Genomic DNA, 21,006 nt, shown 5'->3' with positions numbered 1-21,006 from the left:
CATGCCTGCTCGTCATCCGATGATCCGGAGCCTGCGAGGGAGTTGCGTATCCTTCGCAGAGCCTACTCCGGCCCCGAGTTGCCGTCCTTTCGCCGTTTTTGGATTGGCGGGTGTCGGATGAGGTACTGGCTCACCGGAGCGATCCATGGGGCTGCCGATAAGCTTTGTGTAATCCTTCCCGGATTCGCGGAGCCAGTACGGCGTCGCACCAAGTAGCGGCGCGTTCTCGATGACGGCCGTCGCGTCGAAGGTCTTCCACGGCTCGAACTTTTGTTCGTCGAGGAGCCCGCGCGGTGCCCACTTCGCGGCGCCTTTTCCGTCACCGATGGCGAAATCCGCTTCGAGCCGGAAGAAGAGCTCGCTCAATTCGTGGCGGGCAGGGAACCAGTCGGCCCAGGACGCGACGCCGATGCGTGCGGCGGGGGAGTCTGTTCCCGTCCCGGGGAAGTCACGAAGGACGTCGCTAACGGCATTGCGGATGGCTGTGAGAGGGTTCTTTCCGTCTTTTCTGTCGGGGTGCGGGGCTGCGATGAAAACTATAACCAGCCCCGACGTTTCGAGCGGGTGTGCCGCCAGAGCTTGTGCCCACCGACGGACCTTGTTCTCTAGGCCTCGTGACGCGGTTGCCGTGATCTCGTATGCAATCCGCAGACCGTCCAAGCGGACGATCACGCCGTCGGCGCGGCGGTTGTCCGGTTTTTTAACCGTCTTGCCGAGTCCGCTGCCCAAGAGCAGGTCCACTGAGGCGAACGATTCGCCCATGACTGTCCCCATGGGCAACACCTCGGCAGCTCTGAGGGCCAGTTCGGCTCCTAGGACGTTGTGCCTGTCGTATTGTCCGCCGGAGGACCAGGGCTGGCCGCCGGTTACGGTCAGTAGTTCGGGGTCGGTCAGGGTCGGTGCAATCAGGCGTTTGAAGACGTCCGTGGCTGCTGGCCGGTACAAGATGTTCCTGCCGGGGTGGATGCCGGCCAATCGTCGCGGAACCGGGAACCAGCCGAAATCGGTAAGGTCGCTGGCGAAGGAAGCGGCCAGGGGTGCGCTCCGGTAATCAAGAAACGTCCGGCACCCGGTGAACGCGGCGAGTTGTTCTGCTGTGACAGTGCGGTAGGCGTGCATGACGGACCAAGCGTTCTGGCGGTTTACCCGGCCTCGGTTAGTGGTCAGCAGGGGCAGGTATTCGTCATGTTCCATGAGGAGGCGCGGCGGGACGCCCGGTGCGGCTCCATGGTCACGGCGATAGCGTTCGGCGTACGCGGTAGTCCAGTTGGCGTGCGACCCCGGAACCCAAAGTTCGTCCCAATATGGGTCGACGCGCTGGGCGGTGCTGACGGCATCCAGGGAGCACGCAGACGGCAGCATCGAGGCGTGGATGCTTTCGGGCGTCTTTCGCCGGGGGTGCTGCGCGCTCACTCGGAACACCTGCCGGTCGTGCTGCCGAAGGCCGCGGACGGAGAGTCGTGCTGGACACCCCTTCTCGAGCTCTCGGCACGGGGTCCGGTAGAGGGAGATGCGGGAATGTCCTGGACGTGCGATCCTCGGCACCTTCGGGAGGATCTCTTCGATGATGACGGCGTCTGCCGCAATAGGTTGCTCATACAAAGGAACATGCGTAGACGCCGGGACAAAGGCTGCCCGCCGAGAAACATCACCGATTTGCAGCTCTTAGCCTGCCAGAAGCGCGGATGCAAATTGCCGCAAATTGCCCAACTCGGACCTGGAACGGGGCTGCCGTTTCCCTTACTTCCGGTTGCTGTAGTGCAGGACGGCCGCAGTAGAGCGGTTGTTTCGCTACTAACCGATGACGCGGAATGAGATCGCTGGGGTAAGAGGGGGCGGCTTGCGGTGGTCGGCGCGCCGGGCGACAGCGTTGTGAGGCGCCTGAACGGACAGCCGCCCGGTGACGGAGGTCTCGAAGCGGGCGAGCCAGCGAGAATCCGCTGGTACTTCTGGGACGGCAGCGGCAGCGCTGTCCGGCACGGCGCTGGTTAGTAGGAATGTCAGGAGACTGGGATCCGGGGGAGGGGGCAGTTGGGTTGGTTGTCGATCTGGAAGCGGACAGAGATCACAGGCGAGACTCGTCAGAGTCGAGCCTCTTTCTATATCGCACGCACTTGACAGCCGTCCTGAGTCTGCGCTTGTCGGCTATCGCCGCCCGCAGGGGCCGACGATTATCGGCTACCGCTGTGCGATGTGCTGATGGTAGTGGGATCCTGACGACGCCAATGCCGCCGCCATGTCGACGCACGACCGTCCGGCTGGTCGTGGCCGAGGGGTCGACGCGGTTGATCCCGCCGCCGTGCGGGCTGACAAGCCGCGGGTTGAACATCACGCGTGTGTTTCCCATGTTCTCAGCGTGAAGAAGGCAGCGGAGGCTCCCGCACCAGTTTCGACTTGGGGCGGCTTTGCTGTCGGTGCCTTGGACCTCTCAGTCGAAACCGACATCGCAGTGCAGGCGCGGTCCAGAGCCCCGTTCGGGGCGGGATCGCTTCTGTTTTAGACCGTTAGACCGTTTTCTTGGAGAGCAGTAGGGCTGGAGGTTGTTCTTTCTCGGTTTTGGGCCGGATGTGAGAAAGCGTCAGCGGCCTATTCTCTACTTCTTTAACTGGTCTAAAGGTCTAAAGAGGTAGAGGGGAGGCTCTTTTTCCCTCTGCATCTGCGGGTTCCAGTCTTAGACACGTTGGTCCAACCCGGGTCGGAAAGGTTAAAGGGGCGGTGTAGGAAGGCGGCTGTCCGGCCAGACGAGCCAGTGCTGATAGTTGCGGCGTAAGTGAGGACCGGATTGCTGGACGCCGCGGCCGGCAGCTCCCCGTCGTTGGCCCGGTCGGCGGTTTGTGACCCGTCATAGGACGGCTTTGTTGGCCGTCAGCGAAGTTGACGCATAGGGAAGCCGTGGAGCAAATAAAAATACTCATTGACCAGGGTCCCTTCGGTACGGAGCAGGCGGTAGCGGCCATGCCTGAATCCGTCGCCGTGGAGGATCGCAGAAGAACGAGCAGAACGGAAGACACCACTCAGATGGAGGCAGGCCTCCCGCAGTGGAGGCCGGCTGACTACGCCGCCAGCATTACCGGCTCCGGCGCCCACAAGCTGGCCGACTCCGGCGTCGCGCCGCTGATCGCTGCCGCACGCGGCTACGCCCGGATCGACAAAACCAACTACGACCAGATGGCCCGCGCCATGCAGGTGGTCGGCAATTCCAGCCAGGGTAAGCGTTTCAAACGGTCCCTCTCGGCCCCGGGCAAGGACGGCATGCTCATGCCGTGGTACTCGCTGGCCGGAAGCGCGAAAGCGGCCCGTGAGGGGCAAGAACCGGTCCCGCACACCTACCAGGTCCGCCCCGAATTCCCTGAAAACAACGACGCCGGCAAACCGCTGAAGTACGAATTCGTCGCCAACATCGGCACACCCCTGGACGTGCACCCGGCCATCCCGACCGACTGGATCGATACCACGCCGGTAGTCATGTTCGCCGAAGGGATGCTCAAGGGCGATTCCGCACTTTCTGCATACCTGGTTCACAACGGCATCAGCTACTCCGAACTCCGCTCTGAAGGGGTCGAGAACCCGGTAGCCAAGCTTCGTGAACTGCTTGAGAGGATCCCCCAGAACGACCGGGTCCTGATCGTCTCAATTGGGGGTGTCTACAACGCCTCCGGCAACGCCGTCGACTGGCGCGAAATCACCCTCAAGGACCGCACCGGCTGGATCGCTTTCGACGCCGACATCGCCGTCAACCCTGCCGTGCACGCTGCCGCGAACAAGCTCTCAACCCAGCTGCTGGACAAGTCCAAGATGTCCGAGGTCCTGTACCTGAATCCGGAGGTCACCGCCGAAGACAACGGGGCGATGGCGAAGGCCGGCGTGGACGACTTCTTGGCCAAGCACGGCAACTGGGCTGCCCTGACTAACCAGCTCGACGACGTCATGCCCGACGCCCCGGCAAGGAACGTCGAGGACAAGCCCGGCAATTGGCGGGTCGGATCAACCGGCCAGTTCGTGGAAGAGTGTGTTGCCGTTAAAAGCGGCGCCGGCACCATCCGCGAGTACCGGTGGGAGAAGCGCACCAATATCGGTGGCCGCGTCGTGGCGCTGACAGCCTGTCGCCAGCCGACCGACCAGGAGTTGAAGACCGGCATCTTCAACCCGAACGTCAAGAACGAGGACATCGATGACGCGCAGGTCGAGATCGAGGTCTCCTGGCACCTCAACGGTCGTGACCATACCGCCACCATCACCGGCCCCGAATCCATCCTGGGCTACAAGCCCGAAGAATGGGACCGGAAGAAAGCCTCGATCCCGCCACCGCTGCTGCTCCACCCGGAATGGCCTCCCTCGGGCCCTGAAGGCAAGAACTGGCTCTCGGCCATCAAGTCGAACCGGCCTGAAGAGATTGCGTTGAAGACACGCTGGATGCAGATGGGCTGGGTCCCAGTTCAGGACGGTGACCCCGTATTCGTCGTCGGGGACCAAATCGTCGGCGGCGCGGAAGCCACCTCCAACGTGCTGCCTGGTGTCAGCGCCCGCGAGATCGAGGTTGTCCAGAAGTACGGTGTCGGCGAGAACGAGACTGGTGACTTCGACGACGACGAATTCCGTGAGGAGACCCGGAGGAATTTCCGGACCATCATGAACGCCTACGTCCACTCCGGGGCCTGGACCGATCTGTCCACTGCCACTCTCGCCGTGGTCGTCCCCTTGCGGCCCACCATCCCCCTCCGCCCAAAGGCTACCGTCTATATCTATGGGCCCAAAGGCAAGGGCAAAGGATTTCTGGCTGAAAACATGATGCACTTCTGGGCCCGCCACCGCGGCGACTGGCACGAGGAGTTGCCCGGTTCGGCCAAGGACACGGTGGCGGCCATGGAGAACGCCGTTGCTCGCACCCCTATCTGGGTGATCGATGACCTGGCTCCGTCACCTGTGCGCCGCCAGGCGGAACAGGAGGACGCCAAGCTCGGCGACATCACCCGCGCCATCTTCAACAACGCCACGAAGCTGCGCATGAACTCGGACATGACGGCAAAGAAATCGAACAAGCCGATGACGCAGCTGATCATGACGGGTGAGAACGAACTGAGCACTCCCTCTGTCAGGGAGCGGATCATCCCGATCTACATGGGCAAAGGCAAACTGCACCCGGACAGTGCACCTACCGACGCCCTGAACGATCTCGCACTCGAACGCGGCACGCCCGCCCGGTTCACCTTCCAGCTGATCAAGTACATCCGCTACGCCGCCACGACATGCCCCGGGGGCTGGGCCTACTACGCCAAAAACTTGGAACGCGCCCGAACACAGCTGAAGGGCCAGATCAAGGACCTGATGACGGAGATGGGGGCTGCCTCGGGAAATAAGGAACGGATCTCGACTCTGGCCGCCGACGTTCTGCTGACGTTCTTTATCCTCGAAAACCTTGCACGGGAGCTGGACATGGACGATGACTTCGTCGAACAGTTCGCCGTGGACGGGGACATGTCCATGTCGGTCATCCAGCTGGTTACCAACGCCCACGCCGAGAACCAGCAGTCAGCGCCAGGCATTTCTCTTGTCAGGGCACTGGCCCAGCTCCTCGCGTCCGGTGAAGCCCACGTTATCTCGGGCGAAGACCCATCCCGGCCTCCGATCGAGGGGACGGGGGAGTCCGAAGCAATGGTCAACAGCAGGCTCGGCTGGGCGGCCGGAGGTCACGACGGAGCCCTCCGTGCTTCCGGGAAGAACATCGGCACCGTCGTGACCCTCATGGACAAAAACCGCCAACCGCACAAAGTCGTCCTCTTCGCGGTGGACACTGCCTTCAACGCCGCGCAGAAAGCCCACAAGGACCTTGTCCCCTTCGGCCAGAAGCCGACTGTCGGATGGCGGGCAGCGTGGGAAGAAAAACTCACGCCGCAATTCATCACGAGGAACGGTGAGTCGGGCGGCAAGCCCAAGTCCACACACCGACACAACAAGATCTCCGGTGTCCCCATCGAGGTGGCCGTCCTCCTCAACGATGGCCAGCGTCCAGAAGAGTGAGATCGATGACGTCCAGGAACGACAAGTAACACGCTTCACGCTTGGGGCCCGCAACCGCGGGCCCCAAGCAGCACGATGCGCATTCGCTCTTGTTCGCAGGATGACCGCCCCCGACTCTCGGCAATCGACCGCACCTCAGCCGTCCTGCCGCGGTGCGGCCGCTGTTACAGGGCGCAATCTTCCCCACACTCCCAGGGGTGTTTCCAGACGGCGCACCGCCACCTGTGTTTCGTTTGGGTCATTCCAGTTGCCGGGAGTGGTGAGACTTCTTCCGCGCTCCGCACACATGAGGGGTACACAATCAGCCGCTCAGAGGAGAAGTACATGTACGAGCACTACCGCTATCATCCGGGGGCCATCCAAAGGGCCAGCGACGGGATCAGTAGCTCGCCTTACGGCGTCATCGAAGACATGCTCGAGGACGTGCTGTTCCTCGGTGCCGTAGCCCTCCACCTCAAGGACGCTGTTCCATACTCAGCCGGCTGGGTCGCAGACCACCAGGACACCATTCTGGCGGACCGCGACAATGGTTACGCATTCGCGGAAGTCGTCCCCCGAGTCCAAACGTTGGCAGCAGCGAAGGAATGGATGTCCCAGTTCTGCGCGGCGGTCTATCCGGAGGAGGACAACCCCAAGGACAGGCTGCTCGAGTTCGGGGAGGCCCTGGAGGAGCTCTCCTTCTCCGGGGAGTTTGAAGTCGATTTTGTCGCCCATGCATTCCTCCTGACCGAACCCGCGTGGAGGGCACAGATGTTGATCAACCTCGCCGCAGTGGAGTGAGAGGGGTCGCCCCTGTCAGGTCCACCACCAGGTGTCCGTTAGGGGATCGGCTACCGGTACACACAGGAAAACACGCAAGGTCCCCACTAAGTGCGTCCGTAAGACCCGTCCGGTGAACTGTCCGGAGAACGGGGGCTAAACGAACACGATGGAGAAGAAGATGAAAATCGGATACGCCAGATGCAGTACGGCACAGCAGGACCTCGCCGCCCAACGCCAACAGTTGCGCGAGCTTGGCGCCACGCGCATATATTTTGACCACGGGCTGACCGGAACCAACCGGGACCGCCCAGGTCTTCGTGAGGCTATGGCCGCAGTCCGCGAATCTGACGTACTTGTCGTGGCGAAATTGGACAGGCTGGCGCGATCCTTGCCCGACGCCCGCGACATCGTCGAGGAGTTAACAAGCATGGGCGTGAGTCTCCAGCTGGGAACCTCGGTCCACGACCCAAAGGATCCCACGGCCCGCCTGCTCTACAACGCCCTTGCCATGGTCGCCGAGTTCGAGTCTGATTTGATCCGGTCCCGGACGCGACAGGGCATGCAGTTAGCCAAAGCTAGGGGAAGGCTCCGCGGCAAGCAACCGAAGCTCAACCCTAAGCAGGAGGAGCATCTAGTGGCTCTGCACATTGTCGGCGACCACACCGTTAGCGAACTCGCGGATCTGTTTTCCGTTTCTCGTGGGACTGTCTACCGGGCCCTCGAACGCGCGTCAGCACGGTAGGACTAGAGCTGGGGGTTTCACCGAGGTCAGCCGGTGCGGCCACTTGCGGAGCGTCGGCAAGCGAGAGAGGGGCAACCGGCTACGCCGTCTGCGGCTGGCTGTCCGGCAGCAGGCCGGCGATCTTCGGTTCTGCCGTCTCTCCCAACCGGGGTACGACAGCATGAGCCAACCGTGGCTTGAGATAGTCATTCGCCGTTTGCAGTTGCTCTTCGACCGCGATCCACCTTCGTCCAAGTTTGTCCGCGACCGCGGCGGTCGTGCCCGACCCGGCGAAACAATCCAGGACGAGGTCGCCAGGCTTGGAGGCCACCGACACGATGCGCCCGATTAACCCTTCAGGCTTGGCCGATTTGAAGGGGCGGGTCGGATTCAGAAGGCCCTGCTGTCTGGCAGCATCCTCGTTGGTCTCGACCGGTTCCAATTGCCAGGACCATAGATTGCTGATCATCTTCGGCTTCCCGCCGGCCGCGATGAGGCTGGGACGAAATGGCACTTTCGGTATGAGGAAATCTGACCCCTCAGCAATCAGCCGGGCGAGCTTGGCTGCCGAATACCGTGAGGGCAGGCTCATCCGAAGCCAGGTCTCATTGCGGCCACCACCTGTGGTGACGTCTTCCAGCAGTCGGGCGTCAATGCCGGGAGAGGAATGGTCCCCCGCAAGATATGTTTTGTCCGCACAGTTAAATCTCACTGTGCCTGGTGGAAAGACCAGCTGAGCGACCGGGTTTCCTCTGTGCGCAAGGGGGATCCTCTTGCCTGGCTCGGTGACACCCTCGGTGAACGGAGCCAGTCTCCTTCGGTCCTTTCCGAAGACAACGATGTAGTCCGTGACTGACGAGATTTGTCCGTGAAGGAACGCCGGTCGCCGTGTCTTTTCCCAGGTGATGATTGTGACCGAATTCCGGGCGCCGAAAACCGCCTCGCAGATCTGGAGTCCGCTGCTCAGCTCATTGGCGTCCAGGTGAAGCCATACCGACCCGTCGTCGCGCAGCAGGGTTCGTACGCTGTGCATGACCTCGCGCATCATTTCTGTCCAGGCGCCGGAGGTCCTGTGGTCCCGATAGTGGCCCCTTGTTGCCGTAGCTCCGCCTGTGTTGAACGGGGGATCCAGATAGCACAGCTTCACGGAGTTCCCGTGCCCGTCGGCGATGAGTTCGGGCAAAACGCTCCGGGCGTCCCCTATATGGATTGAATTGGTCCCCGCGTGGCTCACTGCTTAATTCTGGCCCATGTGGAGAGAGTTTGCCGACAGTCCGCACACATAGCAGGTAGTTCGGGAATTCTGAGCCGGTTGCGGAGCAACCGGTGAGGTTTTGACAGGACGCCGCACACATGAAGGACATCCCCGGAAGGGCCGTCCAACCGGGGATGCGGTCTCCGGCCCTCAACCAGCCCCATCGGTCTAAAAAACCGCTGCGGATGGTTTGTGCCGAACCAGCAAATTCACAACACGTAGAAAGTTTGATCATGACAGCAAAAACGTACTCACCGGACGAGATCCTGGAAGCCCGTGGAAAACTGACGCACCTCGAAGCCGCCGACATCGACGATGTCACCTGGCTCGCCCGGATCGCCACACTCCTCGATTCGCCCGTCAGTGACGGCAACGCCATCGTCGCGCGCGAACAGACAACAATCCTCAAGTACAGGGCAATGGGATGGGAGCCCGGAGACGTGTCCGAGCTTGCCAACATCGCTGCCGAGCCAAAGACGCAACAGCACAACGTCCCGACCGACGAACGGAAGAGCCGATGAACACCGCGAAAGACAAGGACATGGATGTCGCGCTCAACCTCTCGAAGCTCTTGGTGAACGAGAGCGTCGCAAATGACGTGATTGAAATCGTCGGCCGGTACGCCACTTCGGCGGAGTTCAACTCCCGGGCGAACACGGGGACAAAGCGGTGGGACCTGACATGGCCGGGGGAGACTCGCGAAGCTCAGAAAGAAGCCGTTCAGTCGGCCGCCGCCGAGCTCACCGATCACGGCTACCGTATCCTTCCGAGGCCCTGAATAGTCGGACAGCGGCCCGAAAGCGCTAGGGCATCCCCGAACTCAGCTGGGAAGTCCCCCAGCCGTCGTCGCGAAGAACTAAAACTCCCGACGGACGAACGAAGAGCCGATATAAGGCCTGGAGCCTGCCAAGGTCGGGCAATTTCGAAGATTGGTTCGGCTCCCCGAGCGCCGAATCCGTCTCCATGAACCATAAGTCTCCGGCAAGCTGGGCTGGGTCCGGCCACGTCGCGCACCGATTTCCGCGGGCACGTCCGAAGCCGCGGCGCTGGCCCAGTTTCCGGAGACTCAAATGCAGTTGCATAATTTGTCGACTCGACCTCGTGAGGGCGGCAAAGGCTGCATCCCGTGCTGAACCACGACCAGGAACGTGATGGGCGGACAGCGCCAGCCCCTTCGACACTACTCACCTGAAGCTCCTTTCGTGCTTGCGGAGGCGGAATGGTTATCCAAAGTGGACGGGCGTCTTTCCCATCCGTGGGAATCCCAACCTGACGAGCGGGAAAGGGCCCACGGGAGTCCATACGTCACACGCAAGAAAAGACGAGCGTTCAACTACGCGCAGCGACGCAGGCATCGCAAAATTCGAAAAGAAAAGGATGAAGGATCGAAATGCTTGACCTTGAAGACCTTGGTATAACCACTCCTGGTGCGTACCGTAAACCGGCCCCATATGTTGATGACATGGTGGCATATCGCTTCGAAATTGAACGGGCCTTCTATGGCTCGTGGCAGACGACGAGGGCGAAAATGTGGGAGCTGGCGGAGCAGGAAAGCGGGGATGCAGAGGTGCCGCTACCGATTGTCATGATGCTGGGGCCTGCGGAAGTGGAGACAGAGAAGTCTGCTGAAGGGCGGATGACGTCTTTTCGGTACCTTTCCAACTACGTGCGGCGATTCAGAAAGAATGTGCGCTCCTTCGCCTATTCCACCTCAACCTCAAGCGAAGTCCTCCTCCTGATGTCGCGAGACCCTTACCGTGACCCGGACCGTGGACTTTACAGCTCGAACAGCGGGGATGTCGACGTTATCGGCGCCGCACTCGATCACCCCAATATGCCTGTTCAACGTCTGGTCCAGATGTGCATGGACATTGGCTCAGTCCCGAGCGGCCGGGTCCGCTGGCTGTTCTCTAACCCCCGCCTGCCAGTGTCAGTCCTCGAGGAGCTGGTAGGCGGGAAGACCCGGATCATTCGCGGCGCCCTTGGCAGAGAGGCGCTCATGGGGGTGGCCGATAACGAGTCGACCCCGGAGGACCTCCTTCGCCGGCTCTATCAGCAACGACCACCTGCTTCCGTTCGACGACACGTCGCGGCTAACCCCAGTACGCCCGCAGACGTTCTTGACCAGCTCTTGGCAGACACGGATGCAGAGACTCGTTACGCCTCCGGCCGGAACCCGAACCTCAGCGCGAGGAGTATCCGCGAGACAGCAGTCCACAAGAACTGGCGGATGCGAGAGGCCGTTGCACAGAACGATTCCAGCTCTGGGGCCGTCCTGAAACACCTCCATTTGGACACCAGCAAGCGCGTGAAATCCGCTGCAAAGGGAACGTTGGGGTGCAGACTTCTCGCGTGCAGGACGGGGTTGTTGCGGATACTTCCCGGCCGGCCCTTGTGGGAGGACCACAGCGCGCAGCATCGGTCTGGGATCCTCCACGGATACGAGATTGACTGGGGGTAGGTGGCTGGGCCCGGCTGCCGCGTAAGACTGGAACCTTGTCTCGACGCTCGATGGGACCGCCCGCGGGCCTCTGGTCTTCGACCAACGGGCCAGTCGTAGCACGACTTCGTGCGCCTGCCTGGGCTCAGTGGGCATCTGAATGCCGTCATCATCGCCCGGCAGTTGGGACTCCGTCGGCAACCACGGCGCTTTTTGCGTTGTGCAGGGCTGCATACAGCTGGTCTCGAGGCGCGCGGTGGGACATCTATAGGACCGTTCTTCCGCAGTCCAAAGAGTCGTCGGCCAGTCTTCTGGAGATGCCCGCCATGGGCTGCGTAGGACGGGGCCTTGTCTGCTTGACCGTTCTCATGAGTAACTCCGCCGTTAACTTCGGGAGAGCGGATCAAATTGCAGCTCGCTCAGAGATTGAATGGCAAGAATGTTCCGTTCGTCCAAATGAAAACCACACTGCCGAGCCATATTGTCAACCCATCTTAATCATCACTACGGTTGGCGTCCGCCGGGAAGGAAGAAATCCGACGCCGCACACATACTGGTAGCAAAACCCGTCCTAGACGCTCGTCTGGACGGCCCTTTACTAACGGAAGGTCATTATGCCCCGCCTCCTTAAGCTTGACGGCAGTTACATTGACACTGCCCTTATCGGTCGGATCGAGGTCCACGAAGTGAGTACCCTCGCCCAGTTGGGAGAGGCCAACGGCAGTCTCTTCGCTGTCGGTGACCCGGCCACGCATGTCGTTCTCATCGAACTTGCCCAAACTGGTGAGCGGGAAATCGCAGTTCACACGGAATCCTACGAGTCAGCCGAGAAAGTCGCAGACATCCTGGCCCAGGAGCTCACGCGTGCTGGCGCTGTCCAAGGTGTCCTCTCAATGGAAGATCTCGCGAACACTGCGCTGAGCTACGTCAGCGTCTAACCCTCAATGTGGAGCGCACCACCCACGGGATGTGCGCTCCGCCGCGGCGTCGACAAGAATTCTTGCCCAACTGGCTGTAAGTCGCTGGCATTCCTCCGGCCGGGAGTTCGTTTGGTTATCGTATAGAAGCTGGACGGCCAACAGGGGCCAAACCAACACGGCCGAATTCCTCGAACCTGAACTTCGCCAGGAATGACAAAGGTCCCGAACCTGACCTTTCCCGTCGGGCGGACGGGAAGCTCGATAACCGGGCCGCTCGGAGCTACCAAGCCTGCCGCCCCCGAGTCTTCGGTGCACCCGGTTCCAGGCGATCATAGGTACCGGACCGGCGGGAGCTAGTTAGCGCCTTTAGGAAGATCGCGCTGGTACATCCAGATCGCATGGTCGAACTTCTGAAGCTCTACATCGGGGCGCTCCGCAGCATGCACGGCCGCGACGATCCTTCTGGCAGTTTCCGCCTTCACTGGCGCCAGATGCTGTTCTTCCAGTGCAGCATCGACAAAGCCGCGGATCATTCGGTCTGCTTTAATCCCTGGCTGACCGAGCAGCATGGTGAGGTACTCGTATGTAACGTCCCCGAGGCCCTTTACTTCTGTGTAGGCCCTTTTATGGTCCGGATCGAGTGCACGCAGGTGCGCTGCGGTGCGAACAGGGGGAGTGAGGGAAAGGAAGTTGCAGGCCGCTTCGATGATGCATTCGCTCTTGTAGCGTCCGACGGTCTTGCCGTTCCCCATGACCTTCCTTATTCGCATCTCGCCGAGGCTGAGCAAGCACTCAAGGTCGTTAGCGGCGTCGGGGTAGGCGTCTAGGAACGAGTTAGCCCTGCCGAGGACGCCTTTGACTGGGTCCTTCGTCTTGTAGACAGCCCGGATGGAGAACACTGCATCGACAAGAGCCATCCCGATTTGGTCAGGCCACCCGCCGGGCCATGCGGTGAAATTCTCTTCGGGAATGCGGTCCAATGCTTTCGCCACGGCCACTACTGCTTGCTGCTCGTCCATCTGCCCTCACCTCGTCGATTGATGGTCAGACTATCCGACCCCTTTGGCGAGGCCGGGCGCCGCTGGGCCGGCGGGCGGGTCCCCGTGAACAGGTACGACACCGTCGCCGGTATGCCACTTTGGCTTTGGGCTTCGTAGCAGTATGCGGTGATCACGGGTATCAGTAAGGGGGGCTGCCGCCAAGGAATCCCCTAACCGTCGCCGCGTGCACTAACGGCTGCACACCTGTGTCCCCGAGGGCGCTGCGTAACGCACTGATCAGCTCTTTCACCTGATGGACGATGGAGTAGTTGCTGGGTGACGAGTTGAGAACGCGTTCCGCGAAGTGTGACACCAGAGTAGGGCCATGAGCGGAGAGCGCCTTTTCAGGGATGTCCGGATGGAAGAATCGATCGCCCAGACCTATGCTGTGGTTGCCAAGCAGTTCGGTCGCCTCCGGAATAGCATCGCCGAGGTGTGGGACTGCGTCTGCCCAGCAGGTTAGTTCTTCGACGTCAGGGGTTCGTGGCAAGCCGTCAAGTCTTGCCGTGAGATGGTCGCGAAGCCATTGCTTCCACACTTCTGCGCCGTCGATGCCGTCCGCGCCGAGGAAGCGCACTACCGCGTGAGCGAAGTCCGCTGCGTGCGCGCCGTTGTCGGCGAGCACGCTTTGATCGCGCAAGGCTCGGCGTGACTCTGGAGAGATACCGGCGAAGGACACGATTGAGGCGACTAGTCCGAAGAATTGGCTCTGCAGGTGGGATCCGAGATCCCCGAGCCGGTCCCACTCCGCGATCGTGCTGTCTAGGAGGCCGGCCTCGAGCAGTTTGTCGTTGTAGCGCGGGTGATGAAGGTAAGGACTCCAAACCAACCCCGCAGTAGCGTCGTCGCGGAATAGCGGAAGCACGTGCTCGCTGGTGAAGGTCGCGTCGGCGGCGAATAAGAAGAACAAGTGGCTTGCCACCGCTGGCCGGGTGGCATCGAGGGTGTGCGGCGGCCCGTCGAGTAGTTGGGTCAGCGCGTTTTGCTCGTCATCGCTGAGGCCCGACCAATCGTCGCGATGATTCCGCCAGCGTCGGTCAACTTCGGCCATCCAGTATTGGGCGAGGTCTCCTGGCCAGGAGTTGAGGTAGAGCGGAGCGAACGAATTCGGGTCCACATTCTCCGCGTGTGTGAATGACTTTCTGTGTTCTCCCCAGAGCCGGTAGGCGATTCGTCGCATCGCTGCGAGTGCGTGCGTCTCGTCGCTCTCGATCTGCGTGCGAACCTGCTCTAGCAGGAATCGGCTGACTGACCGCGCGGATTGGGAATTTGCGACTTGTGCTGCAACTCGTTCGACGACAGTATCGGCGGCGCCACCCAGGTTCGCCTTTGTCCAGCCCTCGACCGTAGCTAGTCGAAGATCGTTTGCCTGAGAATCAGCGTCGTGCCGCTCATCGATGAGTGTCCAGAGTTGTTCGCCGAGTTCTGGGCGGGACTCAGCCAACCCGCTCACGAGAGAAAGTGCGCCGCGCCAATCCGGTTCGTCAAAATCTCGTTCGGAGTAGTCCCGTGCGAGAAGGTCATCGACGGCGGCGGTGGGGTCCCCTTCGAATGATCTGATGAAGTCTTCCAGTTCCATCGGCAGTTTTTCACCCCAGGTGCCGCTCGACATCCAGCTGTCGAAATCGGGATGCTCACGCGGGGCGAAGTCAGGGTTTGTTTCCCGCGCTGCTTCCAGCGCTGATCCAGCTTCTGACCATCCGGGCGCGACCTGGGTTAGCCATACAAGCAAGTTGTAGATGGCGTAGGCCGCGTGCCGTTCCGGCTCCGGCATGTCTTCGGACTGGATTGGCCCGGCTTGTGCGGCCGCAAGAAGGTGCGTGCGGGCTTCCTTCGACGCCTTACCAGCCGACGCTTTGAGGACACGGTAGGTTTCGTGCTTGAGGTCGGTTTCGAAAAGAACTGATCGTTCGAGTAGCCACGAGATCTTCTCGTCGTGCGACCGTGAGGCATCGCCTGCGAGCAGATGCAGCGCAAGACGGCGGAACAGAGCACGATCGAGCGACCACCACTTTTCGGGCAGGTCGGGGCGTGCGACCAGGGCTTTCTCGCCGTACGCTCTTAGCCCGTCTAAGACTGCGTCAACAGGATCGCAAAATTGGTCCTGCCCATGCGGTTCGATTGCCGATCGACCATAGCTCAACGGATCCCACGATCGAGGACCGTGGTAGGCGTCAAGGAGGTCGTAAGCCGCGCTTAACGAGTCCTCCAGTATCGTTCCCAGCCTCGGATCTCCTTGAGGTGTCGATTCGACGACCTTCAAGACGTGTCCCCTGAGGCTGTCCGGCTCGGTCTTCCACTTCACTTCAGCGTCCGGCATAGTCGTCAGGTCCCCGGAGTCATTCAGGAACCATCGTCGCTTGAGCGCGAGGTAGGGTCTGAGCGCGGCCCGGACAACCGTCAAATCCTCCGCCTGGTCAGCAGGGAAATATGAGAGGAGCGTCTCTGTGGCGACGGGCCCAGAGCGTCCGTGGATCGAGGTGGCGAGGAAGGCTTTCCATCGCCGCCCAGCTTCAGAATCCGCTTTGCTCAGATCGTCTGCTGCCCAACCTGCAGCACGGAAGAGCCCGTTGCCCAGCGTTTGGCCCAACCGTTGCAGGGTCTGCAATGCAGCTCCGTGAAGTTCGGGGGACGCCAAGAAGTCCTGACAAAACCAGTTTGCAAGGGTGGTGGTCGCGGCGTCTCCGTCCTGACCATTGAAGATTGCTTTGAACTCCGGTAGATCCTCCGCCCAGTGGAGCCACGCAAGCTGGAGAGTCGGTTCAACAGCTCCGGCAGCGTTGACGAACTCGCTGGCACCGCTTGCGGTCTTGAGCTGTCCGACGAGGTAGTCGTAGTCGACAGGGGTGAGGGGAGCGGGCCCACCGTTGACAACTTCGACGGTCCGAGCGCGGTGCTCGGTCTGCCCCATTCGAGCACGGAGATCCCACGCCTCCAGCGCAGCTACAAGTGCAGCGTGGTTATGACCCTTGACCGGGTATCCGATCGTCTCAACCCCGAGCCTCGTCCACTTCACATCGTCGACTTCGTCGGCATTCACGAAGGCGTATCGCGGAGTCCCCGACGGAAGGCCAAGGGCGAGGTACCTCATGATCGGGTCTTCATGGCTGTAACCGATAAACAGCACTGTAGAAGTCTGGAACATCGGCAGCAGGAATCGAGTCGCCCAGGCATTGGTGAGGTAGGCCCGCCCAAAATCGCCATCGGTGAGAACGAGCTCTCGAGGTTCGCGAAGCACCGAACCATGGAGATGTACGATGCCGGCGAAATCTTCCCCGAGCGGTAGGGCGGGACCGACCCACATGTCGGACACCTCAATTCCACCGTCAGCCGCTGCGGTCGAAAGGTGGTTATCGAAGTTGGTCGTGACGACCCTCAGCTGTCCGACCGAAGAAGCGACTCGAACGACTGCTGCGTGAGTGGTGTTTGGTGCGGAGCCTTCGCGGGCGACGATATTCCGGGTGTGGCGATGCGTTTCGAAACTCTCCGGCATCGACCCCAGGAAGAAGTCGAGTGCGACGTTCTTGTTGAACGGTACCCTTGCCATTTCTGCCAGATCACGAGCCAATTCGCCGAAAAGTGGAAGCCCTGACGGCTCATCGACGGAAGCGCCTGCGCCAACAAAAAATACTAAGCGTCCGTCAGATTGTGCGTCGAGAATGGCTTGCGGCAAATTAACGTCGCTCGTTATCCACATTTGATGCCCCCCAATAGCGCTGATTGCAGACTCGGGCTGCAATCGGTCCGTTCGCTTCGACGATCGGACACGTGACAATAACACGATCGTAACGAGGTGGCAGGTCTAAGCGAATGTTGGCCCGGTTCCCACGAGAGTCGGTAGCGGCGATTTCGCGACCCGACGTGATTCGACTCGATTCGATCAAACGCGTGAACGGACTGTCGATTGGAGGCAAAACGAGATCCTGAAGGCCGGCATCCAACTGAGTCCGGGCTTGACGACAAGACGGCTGGCTTCCCAAGGCGGGGCACCGGTCTAAGTAGTTACAGCTTGTGGCGTGCCGTCCGTCCAGAAATCCTGCTGTGGCCTAAGTGATGTGAGTGCTGACGATGAGTCCGCGGGCGGACACAACCGCAAGGTCACGGAAAGCATGCGTACGAGGAGGTCGAATCGACGACCGGACACCCCGCGTGTCTATCCTCCTGCTGCGGCTGAAGGTGGTGAATTGAATCCCCTTCCGTCAGGACACATGATTGGTGACTCACCACTGGCCAGGGCTGCAACCAATCATCGTAGACCCGGCGCCGAGAGATTCTGGCCAGTGGGGCGTGCACTGTGCTCAGAGTGCACGGTCAAACTGTCATCGGGCACCGCTGGGGCCTAGCCGCTGCGGCCAATAGGTCCGGGCGTTCCGCTGCCCATGTCGTCGGGCTCGCCGTCGTCTTCTCCCACAATGTCACCATCGATGGCCAAGTCATTTTCGAGGTCGTTAAGAGCTCCCTTGGTAACCCTGATGACATGCCAGGCGAAGGTGGTGTTGGTAAGCCAGCCGAATGCGCTTCCAACTTCGCGTTCTACAACCTTCTCAATCACGATGCCGCCTTGGCCCTGCTCGGTGACGAACTCGGGGCCCATGACGTCGTTGATGCGGCCGATGCGCCTGGTTGCTGGCTCCGGAAGCCAGGCCACGAATTTCCCGGCCCAATGCGGGGCTGTCTTGGACGCCAGAAGGTTGACGAGCCAGTCTGCTTTCTTAGCGAGGAGAACAGCGCGCACCACTCCCTCCCGGTAGTCGAGTTCTGACAGCGGGATCTCGTACGCTTCGGTGGCAGCTAAGACATAGAACACGGCGGCCTCCAGCGTATCTTTTCTCGTCCCCGAGATCGCTGACGCTGTCCCTGACGACACAGCCGCTCCGGCTGCCCGGCCACTTCGCCTGGTAGCCCGATAGAACCTATATTCAAGTGCTTTGAGGAGGTCATCCCGAGACAGGTTCGGATCGGCTCGCCGCAGTCTTTTTACGTGGCCAACAGCGCGGCTGGCCTGGGAAACTAGGGCAGCCTCGACCGTTTTCTCCGTGAATATATCGACCGCCGCAGATGCTTGGCCAGTGGGCCTTCCCCCTGGCCTCCGGCCCTGTCTTTGCTCTGCCAATCCGTGCTCCTCATGCAAGGCCAGCTGTCTCCGGTCTCGCGCTGGCGGTGAGGCTTCGGGTGATGCTGGCACTGAAAGTATGCCCCATGGGAGATCCACTAACCTGAAGCAAGACTGGTTGACGGTGAAGTTGTACACGCAACGCGTTTCGGCTTAAGTCAGCGCCACTGAAAATGGAGTCTTAAGGGCTCAATGGGAAATCACTTTACGTCGCTGGAGGCGACCGTCCCAGTGGCGCCTTCCGGGCCAGGCACAAGTTTGGCCTGAGCCGGGGTCCTGGCAGGTCTTGTTCACTGCAAGGTCATCTGCCGTTGCCCATCGACGCTCAGGCGGCCGGTTTCCTGCTTAATCCGGAAACCTGTGCTCCGCGGATGAGGACCTATGCGGTAACTGCTCGCCAAGGTCGCGCGGAAAGAAGTTTCTGTACCTCGTCCGGGCGGGTGAGGAGGGCGGCCAGGCCTATGAACTTGGAGAGCCAGGCAAGATCCACCTCGCCACCATCCGCAGGCTCCGGCCGATGCAGGGCGTGCAGGAAGTCGTCCCTGATAACGGGCGATACACCGTCCAGATATTGGTCGGCCACAAAATCCGCCATGTCCCTCAGGACCTTGTACGCCTCGTTGGGCTCCAGAAGCGGCGGTCCACCGGGCCGCTCATAAGCCCGCTGACGCAACCTGTCCAGCGGGGTCGGCGATTTAAGGGAGTCTGCGGCGCCGATGGCGTGTTTGGAACGGATGGAGCGGACATCGGCCCTGAAGGTCTGTATCTGCTCAGTGGTGAGGTTGCTGGGTTTGGTGACGAGCCCCGGAAGGGGAAGAGCGATCATTTGGGTTGACTCGATGGCTCCGCGAACAACGGCCAGAGAAATGCTGCCCATTGACTCGTAGGCGTTCACATAGCGGATTACGTCTACGCCCTCGTCGGCCAGGGTTGTAGAGGTGATTTTCGCTGCCGGCACCTTGTTCTCGTCCCGGTATCCGGGCTCGATCTGTAGACCATGGCCGAGGCGTACCCTGTGCAGATAAAAGGCCGATTGCCGGTCGTCCTGTTCCGTCATGCGCCGCAACATCGATTCGAGGGCCGCCTCGTAGGTGCCGATGTGGAGGGCCTGGTTCTCGTCGACCTGGCGGCGCCTCTCGAACTCCTCCGGTGGCAAACCTGCACGATAGTGACGTATCTCTTGGTCGGAGAGGGGCTTGGACGCTGGAGGCCATTCGGGATGGGTGGTGGTGTGGTACCAAGCCAGCTGGGGCAACACGCTGTCCCCGAGCGCTGCGTCGTCGGGGTCTCTCAGTTCGATGACCCGCCGCCCGAATTGGAAGTCCTCCTTGCACTCTGAGCACACCATCATGGCATCCGGACTTCCGGCATACTCATCCGCGGACAGCCAGTTGCCGGCACCGCAGTTCTCGCACCGCATTCGGTACCCGTGAGTGAAGTCGACCCGTCGTTCAATTAGCATTGGCTAATTATCGCGGCAGCGTAGTGAAGCCATTCACACTCGAAGCCAGGTCAGGTGACCTGGCCTGATTTCTTCAGTCCGGACCGATGCCCGAGATGGGAAGGGTAAGGCTGTCCGGCTCGGTAACGAGGGCCTGACGCTGGACCTCGGAGGGTGAAAAGCGCGCGGCCCCTGATCCTCTCGGCCCCGGGACACGGTTGAGTAGGAAGTCGGGCGGGAACGTAGTGACCGGGCGGCGTTCCAGATCCCAGCCCCGCATGGTCTTGGCCGCGAAAACGCCTGGTTCTTCCCTGTCGTCCGCGGAAAGCGGTTGGAGCACATCATCGGAGGCTGGCCTTCCGGTGATTTCTCCGCAACAGGCATTGTTGGCCTAAGGGCTACCGGTACACGTCATGGCTGCACACCAGCGAGGGCGCGTAGCTGGTGTATACCGGCTGGCAGCCACCGGCGCCGGGTCCCAGGCCGCGGCGCACGCCTCCCGCTGGTGCTGGTCAGGTTTCGCTCCCGGAGAGCGATCACACGGAAACGACACGTTTACGACACGCTTTGAACGGGAACTGTAGGGAGGGCCCGGGTACGATTTTAACATCAACAGTTGCGAAATCGCTGGTCAGGGGCCAGTTCAGGGCACCCCCGGGTTCATTCGGGATACCCCGCCGCGATAAGCGGGGGTCGTCGGTTCGAATCCGACAGGGGGCTCCGGTGCGACGGCCCCGGTTCGAGGTTCCAGGAGCTTCGGCCGGGGCCTTGTCTTTCCCGGGGATTATGCTGGACCCATCCCAATAATCAGCCTGCTGACTAAAGGAGGATGGGTGCCATGCCCACGACCGGAAAGAATGACCACGCCCGCAAGGAAGAACTCCCTTCGACCCTGCAGCGGTCCGGGCGAAAAGCCCAGGACACGTTCGCCAAGACCTACGATTCGGCCCTCGAGTCCTACGACCATGACGAGGAACGGGCGGCCCGCACGGCGTACGCGGCAGTGAAACACAGTTACGAAAAGGTGGGCGACCACTGGGAGCCCAAGGAAAAACGCGGTCCGTCGGACAAGCACGCCGAGGAGGGCGTGCGCTCAACCGAACCCACAGCCGGAGGCGTTGATGCCAACGCGTCCAAGGAACACCTCTACAAACTGGCAAGGGAACTGAACGTCAAGGGCCGCTCGACGATGGACAAGGCCCAACTGGTGGAGGCACTCCAAAAGGCGAGCACCAAGGCAACCCGCAAAGCCCGCAGCAAATAGCCTCTGCTCTTGCCGTCCCGCCGCCCAAGGTG

14 protein-coding genes and 1 tRNA gene are annotated in these 21,006 nt (G+C 61.2%); 9 read left to right on the top strand and 6 right to left on the bottom strand.

Annotated elements, in window-relative coordinates; all coding sequences use genetic code 11:
- Positions 1 to 12: 12 nt before the first annotated feature.
- Positions 13 to 1,413 (bottom strand): hypothetical protein, encoded by a 1,401-nt coding sequence (locus tag DC347_RS17955; RefSeq protein WP_240617845.1) that lies wholly within the window; start codon positions 1,411 to 1,413, stop codon positions 13 to 15.
- 1,605 nt (positions 1,414 to 3,018) lie between these two features.
- On the opposite strand from DC347_RS17955, the gene DC347_RS17950 reads away from it, so the two are divergent.
- From DC347_RS17950 to DC347_RS17940, 3 genes are all read left to right on the top strand, one after another.
- The gene (locus DC347_RS17950) at positions 3,019 to 6,018 is read left to right on the top strand and encodes a DUF3854 domain-containing protein (RefSeq protein WP_240617844.1); all 3,000 of its coding nucleotides are present in this window, start codon (positions 3,019 to 3,021) and stop codon (positions 6,016 to 6,018) included.
- Positions 6,019 to 6,342: 324 nt separating this feature from the next.
- Positions 6,343 to 6,798, top strand: coding sequence for a hypothetical protein (locus DC347_RS17945; protein WP_109863910.1), 456 nt, complete (start codon positions 6,343 to 6,345; stop codon positions 6,796 to 6,798).
- 148 nt (positions 6,799 to 6,946) lie between these two features.
- Positions 6,947 to 7,522 carry a recombinase family protein gene (locus tag DC347_RS17940; RefSeq protein ID WP_206073961.1) on the top strand — a complete coding sequence of 192 codons (576 nt, stop codon included), beginning with the start codon at positions 6,947 to 6,949 and terminating at the stop codon, positions 7,520 to 7,522.
- A 79-nt stretch (positions 7,523 to 7,601) separates the two neighbouring features.
- Here the strand turns inward: DC347_RS17940 and DC347_RS17935 are convergent, their stop codons facing one another.
- Complete coding sequence (locus DC347_RS17935; protein ID WP_240617847.1) at positions 7,602 to 8,648, bottom strand: DNA methyltransferase; 1,047 nt, start codon at positions 8,646 to 8,648, stop codon at positions 7,602 to 7,604.
- A gap of 341 nt (positions 8,649 to 8,989) precedes the next feature.
- Between DC347_RS17935 and DC347_RS17930 the strand changes: the two genes are divergently transcribed.
- From DC347_RS17930 to DC347_RS17915, 4 genes are all read left to right on the top strand, one after another.
- On the top strand, positions 8,990 to 9,277 hold the full coding sequence (locus tag DC347_RS17930) for a hypothetical protein (RefSeq protein ID WP_109863908.1): 288 nt from the start codon (positions 8,990 to 8,992) through the stop codon (positions 9,275 to 9,277).
- Positions 9,274 to 9,534 (top strand): hypothetical protein, encoded by a 261-nt coding sequence (locus DC347_RS17925; protein WP_109863907.1) that lies wholly within the window; start codon positions 9,274 to 9,276, stop codon positions 9,532 to 9,534. The genes DC347_RS17930 and DC347_RS17925 overlap by 4 nt, the downstream gene beginning before the upstream one ends.
- 612 nt (positions 9,535 to 10,146) lie before the next feature.
- Positions 10,147 to 11,217 (top strand): hypothetical protein, encoded by a 1,071-nt coding sequence (locus tag DC347_RS17920; RefSeq protein ID WP_109863906.1) that lies wholly within the window; start codon positions 10,147 to 10,149, stop codon positions 11,215 to 11,217.
- Between the two features lie 593 nt (positions 11,218 to 11,810).
- Positions 11,811 to 12,134: a hypothetical protein gene (locus DC347_RS17915; RefSeq protein WP_109863905.1), complete on the top strand. Its 324-nt coding sequence runs from the start codon at positions 11,811 to 11,813 to the stop codon at positions 12,132 to 12,134.
- Positions 12,135 to 12,469: 335 nt separating this feature from the next.
- Here the strand turns inward: DC347_RS17915 and DC347_RS17910 are convergent, their stop codons facing one another.
- The 4 genes from DC347_RS17910 to DC347_RS17895 form a co-directional block, all read right to left on the bottom strand.
- The gene (locus DC347_RS17910; protein WP_109863904.1) at positions 12,470 to 13,135 is read right to left on the bottom strand and encodes a hypothetical protein; all 666 of its coding nucleotides are present in this window, start codon (positions 13,133 to 13,135) and stop codon (positions 12,470 to 12,472) included.
- A gap of 160 nt (positions 13,136 to 13,295) precedes the next feature.
- A complete protein-coding gene (locus DC347_RS17905; RefSeq protein ID WP_133247106.1) occupies positions 13,296 to 16,853 on the bottom strand; it encodes an SIR2 family protein in 3,558 nt (1,185 codons plus the stop codon).
- Positions 16,854 to 17,495: 642 nt separating this feature from the next.
- Positions 17,496 to 17,963: a hypothetical protein gene (locus tag DC347_RS17900; RefSeq protein ID WP_109863902.1), complete on the bottom strand. Its 468-nt coding sequence runs from the start codon at positions 17,961 to 17,963 to the stop codon at positions 17,496 to 17,498.
- Between the two features lie 685 nt (positions 17,964 to 18,648).
- Positions 18,649 to 19,731 carry a hypothetical protein gene (locus DC347_RS17895; protein ID WP_133247105.1) on the bottom strand — a complete coding sequence of 361 codons (1,083 nt, stop codon included), beginning with the start codon at positions 19,729 to 19,731 and terminating at the stop codon, positions 18,649 to 18,651.
- 616 nt (positions 19,732 to 20,347) lie between these two features.
- Here DC347_RS17895 and DC347_RS21725 point away from each other — a divergent pair.
- Positions 20,348 to 20,430, top strand: a tRNA-Ser gene (locus tag DC347_RS21725).
- A 118-nt stretch (positions 20,431 to 20,548) separates the two neighbouring features.
- Complete coding sequence (locus tag DC347_RS17885) at positions 20,549 to 20,974, top strand: ChaB family protein (RefSeq protein ID WP_109863924.1); 426 nt, start codon at positions 20,549 to 20,551, stop codon at positions 20,972 to 20,974.
- Positions 20,975 to 21,006: the final 32 nt, after the last annotated feature.

The organism is Pseudarthrobacter sp. AG30, assembly GCF_003116525.1.
Classification (GTDB): Bacteria; Actinomycetota; Actinomycetes; order Actinomycetales; family Micrococcaceae; genus Arthrobacter.
The sequence above is the reverse complement of the archived record's forward strand: the minus strand, read 5'-3'. Positions and strand labels throughout refer to the sequence as shown.

What these genes read in the sequence shown, in the direction of transcription:
- DC347_RS17950 (WP_240617844.1), top strand. Translation starts at nt 3,019, where the DNA reads ATGGAGGCAGGCCTCCCGCAGTGGAGGCCGGCTGACTACGCCGCCAGC.
- DC347_RS17945 (WP_109863910.1), top strand. Translation starts at nt 6,343, where the DNA reads ATGTACGAGCACTACCGCTATCATCCGGGGGCCATCCAAAGGGCCAGC.
- DC347_RS17940 (WP_206073961.1), top strand. Translation starts at nt 6,947, where the DNA reads ATGGAGAAGAAGATGAAAATCGGATACGCCAGATGCAGTACGGCACAG.
- DC347_RS17930 (WP_109863908.1), top strand. Translation starts at nt 8,990, where the DNA reads ATGACAGCAAAAACGTACTCACCGGACGAGATCCTGGAAGCCCGTGGA.
- DC347_RS17925 (WP_109863907.1), top strand. Translation starts at nt 9,274, where the DNA reads ATGAACACCGCGAAAGACAAGGACATGGATGTCGCGCTCAACCTCTCG.
- DC347_RS17920 (WP_109863906.1), top strand. Translation starts at nt 10,147, where the DNA reads ATGCTTGACCTTGAAGACCTTGGTATAACCACTCCTGGTGCGTACCGT.
- DC347_RS17915 (WP_109863905.1), top strand. Translation starts at nt 11,811, where the DNA reads ATGCCCCGCCTCCTTAAGCTTGACGGCAGTTACATTGACACTGCCCTT.
- DC347_RS17910 (WP_109863904.1), bottom strand. Translation starts at nt 13,135, where the DNA reads ATGGACGAGCAGCAAGCAGTAGTGGCCGTGGCGAAAGCATTGGACCGC.
- DC347_RS17905 (WP_133247106.1), bottom strand. Translation starts at nt 16,853, where the DNA reads ATGTGGATAACGAGCGACGTTAATTTGCCGCAAGCCATTCTCGACGCA.
- DC347_RS17895 (WP_133247105.1), bottom strand. Translation starts at nt 19,731, where the DNA reads ATGCTAATTGAACGACGGGTCGACTTCACTCACGGGTACCGAATGCGG.
- DC347_RS17885 (WP_109863924.1), top strand. Translation starts at nt 20,549, where the DNA reads ATGCCCACGACCGGAAAGAATGACCACGCCCGCAAGGAAGAACTCCCT.